3 protein-coding genes and 2 pseudogenes are annotated in these 5,856 nt (G+C 61.5%); 2 read left to right on the top strand and 3 right to left on the bottom strand.

Annotated elements, in window-relative coordinates; all coding sequences use genetic code 11:
* Positions 1-586 (bottom strand): annotated as a pseudogene (locus FMM79_RS21995) (IS3 family transposase); the annotation flags it as partial.
* A complete protein-coding gene (locus FMM79_RS19735; protein WP_148629236.1) occupies positions 480-1,232 on the bottom strand; it encodes a hypothetical protein in 753 nt (250 codons plus the stop codon). The pseudogene FMM79_RS21995 and the gene FMM79_RS19735, both read right to left, overlap by 107 nt.
* A gap of 209 nt (positions 1,233-1,441) precedes the next feature.
* Here FMM79_RS19735 and FMM79_RS19730 point away from each other — a divergent pair, with 209 nt between their 5' ends.
* Together FMM79_RS19730 and uvrA are read left to right on the top strand one after the other, a co-directional pair.
* On the top strand, positions 1,442-2,005 hold the full coding sequence (locus tag FMM79_RS19730) for a helix-turn-helix domain-containing protein (protein WP_148629235.1): 564 nt from the start codon (positions 1,442-1,444) through the stop codon (positions 2,003-2,005).
* Between the two features lie 234 nt (positions 2,006-2,239).
* The gene (gene uvrA / locus FMM79_RS19725; RefSeq protein WP_148629234.1) at positions 2,240-5,155 is read left to right on the top strand and encodes an excinuclease ABC subunit UvrA; all 2,916 of its coding nucleotides are present in this window, start codon (positions 2,240-2,242) and stop codon (positions 5,153-5,155) included.
* Positions 5,156-5,586: 431 nt separating this feature from the next.
* Here uvrA and FMM79_RS19720 read toward each other — a convergent pair.
* A pseudogene (locus tag FMM79_RS19720) lies at positions 5,587-5,715 on the bottom strand (darcynin family protein); the annotation flags it as partial.
* Between the last annotated feature and the right edge of the window lie 141 nt (positions 5,716-5,856).

Genomic DNA, 5,856 nt, shown 5'->3' with positions numbered 1-5,856 from the left:
TCGATCGCCATCTTCTTCATCAGGCTCGCGACATGGCAGCGGCCGATCGTGATGCCCTCCTGACGAAGAAAGTCGCGCATCATCCGGCTGCCTGCGAACGGAAACTCCAGATGCAGCGCGTCGATGCAACGCATGATCGCAAGATCTTCGGACGAAACCGGCCGCGGCAGATAATAGACACGGCTCCGGCTGATCCCCAGTTCCTTCGCCTGCCGCTTCACGGGAAAGGTGTGCGTTCGATCGATCATCGCCTTGCGCTCGGCAACAGACCTGCCTTGCCGAGCGCGCCTTCCAAAAAATCATTGGCCAACGTCAGCTCGCCGATCTTGGCGTGAAGCGTCTTCACGTCGACGGCCGGTTCGTCAGATGCCTTCTCCGAGCCGAACACGCCCGCCGCCCCTTCGAGCAACTGCGTGCGCCACGTCGTGATCTGGTTGGGATGCAGATCATAGTCGTGCGCCAGCTCTGCCAGCGTCTTCTCACCCTTGATCGCGGCAAGCGCCACCTTCGCCTTGAATGCCGTGCTTCCGGCACTCTTTGGCCAGTTCCCAGGCGACGCCCCGGCAAATGTCCGGCGTTCCGGCATCGGCGGCACGCGTTGCCCAGAAGCTCTTGATGAGAAGATCGAGTTCGTCGCTCAACTTCGGCAGCAATGAGAGGTCATAACCGGCCTCGACATAGGCCCGGTCAAACGCCTTGGAGACATAGACGCGGCGTTGATGGGCATCGGCGTGCTTCTTGCGGACCAGGCCTGAAAGGCCGTGATCCTCGAACAGCTTGATTTTGCGTTCGATGGTCCGGACGCTGCACTTGGCCTGTTTCGCGATAGTCGCCACCGCCGCGCGCCGGGCAGCGCTACGGGGCGGATGCTGGAGCGCCGGTTCGATGCGTTCATATGCTTCCAGCGCTTCGGGCGCGTAGTCTTGATTTTCGAGCATGGACGGGCGGAACGGGGCTGGCGTGGGAGGCGAGCCGTATACGTGTGCAATCGTGGTGCACATATCATCCGCTTCTGAGGAGGCCATGAAGGCCCGCTGAAGTGGCTCTGAGAGGCTGCTCAGTAGGACTTCATAGCGGGTGCCGGAGCGGCCACCGCGACCGTGCAACTCACGTACTTGCGGGGCAGTGCTGGTCTGCAATGCTATTCTGATTCGCTTGCGCGCGGCTTGCTCGGAAATTCCGGCAAGAACAGCATATTCGGCAATGCTGATCCAGGCTGCGCCGCGATGCATTTCAGGCCGCCATTCGTGCGCTTGCTGCTACAATACGGGCGCGTAGTCGCTCAGAGACTGGCCCCACGTTCTTGCCTTGGAGCGCGCGCCAAGCTCTCGCAGGGTCGATGTCATTTTTACGGCACCAAGCGCCCAATGTTGAGCCGTTTAGGATGAAGGCAGCACGAACCGCTTGCAGAATATCAGGCTGTGACCGAGAAGCTCTACCCATGAAAACACCTCGCAAATCTGAGTCCGCGATGATATCGAACTATGCAAACGCGTTGTCAATATTGTTTGCATCTTTTTGGCCTCAAACACCGGAGGGAGTCGCACAGTTTCTCTCCGATGCTGCCTTTGCGTTGGGTGTGCGAGAAGCCGAACTGGCCCGATCACTCGGCATTTCCAGAGCTACCTTTTCCGGTTGGAAGACAAGGGGAGTAATCCCTGCCGTGCATGCTAAATGGTTCTCTGAAGAATTCGCGGTCTCTGTATTGTCATCAAGCATCGCTGATGTGCATTCCGATTTTCGCCACGCCGGAATACCGCCAGTCTTGCATTTATTTAGGATTACGGACTTCAATCCTTTCAGTTTGCATTTCGATAATGCGCAAGATGCTATAGACAACTGTTATCGGTATTTCGGCGGCTTATGCAGGTTGGCTCACTTCTTGATGCAGCGGGTGCCTATCACTGAGCCGGTGGAAGAATTTGAAGCGAAGGTCGGGGCCTTGCTCGGTAAAGTTGCTGCCGCAGCGGCTCCGAAGCTGAGGTTTCGCAATGTTTCGCAATAGGCTTTTCGTGAGCGCCATGACCGACAGCAGCCGCAGGACTTAGCCATTTCTTGAATTGCGAAACCTGCGCTTTTTGAATTTGTCGCTGAGAAACCGTCTAAATCCTAGTTTCCTGCCAATTCCGTTCCATATTGGGGAACCATTGGTAAGGGTGGCCAGCGACAAATTCAAAAAGCGCCCCCACTGCGCGCCGACCGCTTGAATGGCGTGAACAAATCTGGAACATAGGGCCCCATGAGTCTCACCCACATTACCGTGCGCGGCGCGCGCGAGCACAATCTCAAGGGCTTCGACATCGCGCTTCCGCGCGACAAGCTGATCGTCATCACCGGGCTTTCGGGTTCGGGCAAGTCGAGCCTCGCCTTCGACACGATCTACGCCGAAGGCCAGCGCCGTTACGTCGAGAGCCTCTCGGCTTATGCGCGCCAGTTCCTCGAGATGATGCAGAAGCCCGATGTGGAACACATCGACGGCCTTTCGCCCGCCATTTCGATCGAGCAGAAGACGACGAGCCGCAACCCGCGCTCGACCGTCGCCACCGTGACCGAGATCTGGGACTACATGCGTCTGCTCTGGGCGCGCGTGGGTGTGCCTTATTCGCCCGCCACGGGCCTTCCCATCGAGGCGCAGACCGTGTCCAACATGGTCGACCGGGTGATGGAGCTGCCCGAAGGCACGCGCCTCTACCTGCTGGCGCCCGTCGTGCGCGGGCGCAAGGGCGAGTACCGCAAGGAACTGGCCGAGTGGCAGAAGTCAGGCTTCACCCGCGTGCGCATCGACGGCGAGCTCTACCCCATTGAAGACGCGCCCGCGCTTGACAAGAAGTACAAGCACGACATCGAGGTCGTGGTCGACCGCATCGCAGTCAAGGACGGCATCCAGACGCGCCTTGCCGACAGCTTCGAGCAGGCGCTCAAGCTGGCCGAGGGGCTTGCCTATGTCGATATCGCCGATGGCGTGGTGCCGGGGCGTGAGGACGAGGCCGAAGGCGCAAAGGGCGCCAAGGGCAAGAAGAACCTCAAGGGCGCAGGGCTTCCGGCCAACCGCATCGTCTTTTCGGAAAAGTTCGCCTGCCCGGTCTCCGGCTTCACCATTGAGGAGATCGAGCCGCGCCTGTTCTCCTTCAATGCGCCGCAGGGCGCGTGCCCGGCCTGCGACGGTCTGGGCGAGAAGATGGAGTTCGACCCCCAGCTGGTCGTCCCCAACGAGGGGCTGACGCTCAAGCAGGGCGCTCTCGTGCCTTGGGCCAAGTCGAACCCGCCGTCGCCCTATTACATGCAGGTGCTGGGCAGCCTTGCTGATCACTTCGGCTTCGATCTCACCACGCCCTGGCAGGACCTGCCGACCGAGGTGCGCATCGTCATCCTCTACGGCACGGCGGGCTCGCCGGTGCCGCTGACCTTCAAGGACGGGCGCAAGGAATACACCGTCACCAAGCCTTTCGAGGGCGTGATCGGCAACCTCAACCGTCGCCTCGTCCAGACCGACAGCGCGCTGATGCGCGAAGAACTCCAGCGCTTCCAGACCGCGCAGCCCTGCGAGGTGTGCGACGGCAAGCGCCTCAAGCCCGAAGCGCTGTGCGTGCGCCTCGCCGAAAGCGACATCGCCGATGCCGCGCGGCTCTCGGTGGCGGATGCTTTCGCCTGGTTCGGGAGCCTCGAAGGCAAGCTCACCGACCAGCAGGCACAGATCGCCAAGGCCATCCTGAAAGAGATCAACGAGCGCCTCGGCTTCCTCAACAACGTCGGGCTCGATTACCTCAACCTCGACCGGACGTCGGGCACACTGTCGGGGGGGGAGAGCCAGCGCATCCGGCTCGCCAGCCAGATCGGTTCGGGGCTTTCGGGCGTGCTCTACGTGCTGGACGAGCCTTCGATCGGCCTGCACCAGCGCGACAACGACCGCCTGCTCGAAACCCTGAAGCGTCTGCGCGACCTCGGCAACACGGTGATCGTTGTCGAGCACGACGAGGACGCGATCCGCGCCGCCGACTACGTGGTGGACCTGGGCCCCGGCGCGGGCGTCCACGGCGGCGAGATCGTGGCCGAGGGCACGTTGAAGCAGGTGCTCAAGAGCAAGAGCAGCCTGACGGCGCAGTACCTCACCGGCGAACGCAAGATCGAGGTCCCGGCCACGCGCCGCAAGGGCAACGGCAAGTCGGTGACGGTCGAGAACGCGCGCGCGAACAACCTCAAGGGTGTCACCGCGGAGTTTCCGCTGGGCACCTTCTGCTGCGTCACCGGCGTTTCGGGCTCGGGCAAGTCTTCGCTCACCATCGACACGCTGCAGGCCGGCGCGAGCCGCACCTTGAATGGCGCGCGTGTGATCGCCGGGCCCCACGATGCGATCCGCGGGTTGGAGGCCTGCGACAAGGTGATCGAGATTGACCAGTCGCCGATCGGGCGCACCCCGCGCTCGAATCCGGCGACCTACACCGGCGCCTTCACCCAGATCCGCGACTGGTTTGCCGGGCTCCCGGAATCCGAGGCGCGCGGCTACAAGCCCGGGCGCTTCAGCTTCAACGTCAAGGGCGGGCGCTGCGAGGCGTGCCACGGCGACGGCCTCATCAAGATCGAAATGCACTTTCTGCCCGACGTCTACGTCACCTGCGAGGAATGCGACGGCAAGCGCTACAACCGCGAGACGCTTGAGGTGAAGTTCAAGGGCCACTCGATCGCCGACGTGCTCGACATGACGATCGAGGACGCGGTCGAGTTCTTCAAGGCCGTCCCGCCGATCCGCGACAAGATGCAGATGCTGTGCGAGGTGGGCCTTGGCTACATCAAGGTAGGCCAGCAGGCGACGACACTCTCGGGCGGTGAGGCGCAGCGCGTCAAGCTCGCCAAGGAACTGGCGCGTCGCTCGACCGGGCAGACGCTCTACATCCTTGATGAGCCGACTACGGGCCTTCACTTCGAAGACGTGCGCAAGCTCCTGGAAGTGCTGCACCGCCTCGTCGAGCAGGGCAATTCCGTGGTGGTGATCGAACACAACCTCGATGTCATCAAGACCGCCGACTGGCTGATCGATCTGGGCCCCGAAGGCGGCGTGCGCGGGGGCGAAATCGTCGCGACCGGCACGCCCGAGGACGTGGTGCAGAACGAACGCTCGTTCACCGGGCACTACCTCAAGCCCTTGCTGGAAGCGTAAGGCATAACAAGGTGTAAAGGGAGGAGCCCGAGGGCCATGGCCCTCGGGCTCCCCGAACCATCGACGGCAGGTGCGCAGTGACGTTCGCACACGGTCGTATGGTGCCGAGATGGGCCGGCAGGCGACTGTCGCGTTTGGAGCGCAGATACAGATATAGTTGCCGCTCAGCTGCGTCGCCTGCCGACCAATTCACGCCATTCGCCGGTACCTCCGCGAACGTCCTTATTCGACAAAAGCAGCCGCTCTCTACAGCCGTATTGAACAACGGGGTTTGGTCGTCACTCGCGGGAGAAGTTATGGGACGAAACCGACATCTTCGCCGTTTCCCGGGCAGGACGTATTCCAGCCGTCGTGGCTGCACCGCTGTGCTTCGTTTACGCGCGAGGGTGTGGAGCGGAGCACAACGGAGTGGGCCTACATCGCCCATCGCCTTATGATTGGAGGGCTTCAACCTCATAGTTCTTGGCCCAGGCATTCAACTCGCCTGGGAAAATGTCGTGAACGAGAAAATAGCGATCCCAGAAGGGCGTCTCACGCAGCTTCTCGCAAAAGAGCTGATAGCTATTATGATCCTAGAGGTGGCCTGGAGAATCTGCACACTGAGATAATTGGATTTTCTGCCTGAGAGCAGCCAGATGGGCTGCGAGACAGGAGCAGAGAATGAGCAGACGACCCCGGCGCAACCACAGCCCGGCATTCAA

The organism is Novosphingobium sp. BW1 (assembly GCF_008107685.1).
In the GTDB taxonomy this organism is placed as follows: domain Bacteria; phylum Pseudomonadota; class Alphaproteobacteria; order Sphingomonadales; family Sphingomonadaceae; genus Novosphingobium.
The sequence above is the reverse complement of the archived record's forward strand: the minus strand, read 5'-3'. Positions and strand labels throughout refer to the sequence as shown.

Bases quoted from the DNA above. Each gene is read 5' to 3' on its own strand.
- FMM79_RS19730 (WP_148629235.1), top strand. From the start codon at position 1,442: ATGAAAACACCTCGCAAATCTGAGTCCGCGATGATATCGAACTATGCA.
- uvrA (WP_148629234.1), top strand. From the start codon at position 2,240: ATGAGTCTCACCCACATTACCGTGCGCGGCGCGCGCGAGCACAATCTC.
- FMM79_RS19735 (WP_148629236.1), bottom strand. From the start codon at position 1,232: ATGCATCGCGGCGCAGCCTGGATCAGCATTGCCGAATATGCTGTTCTT.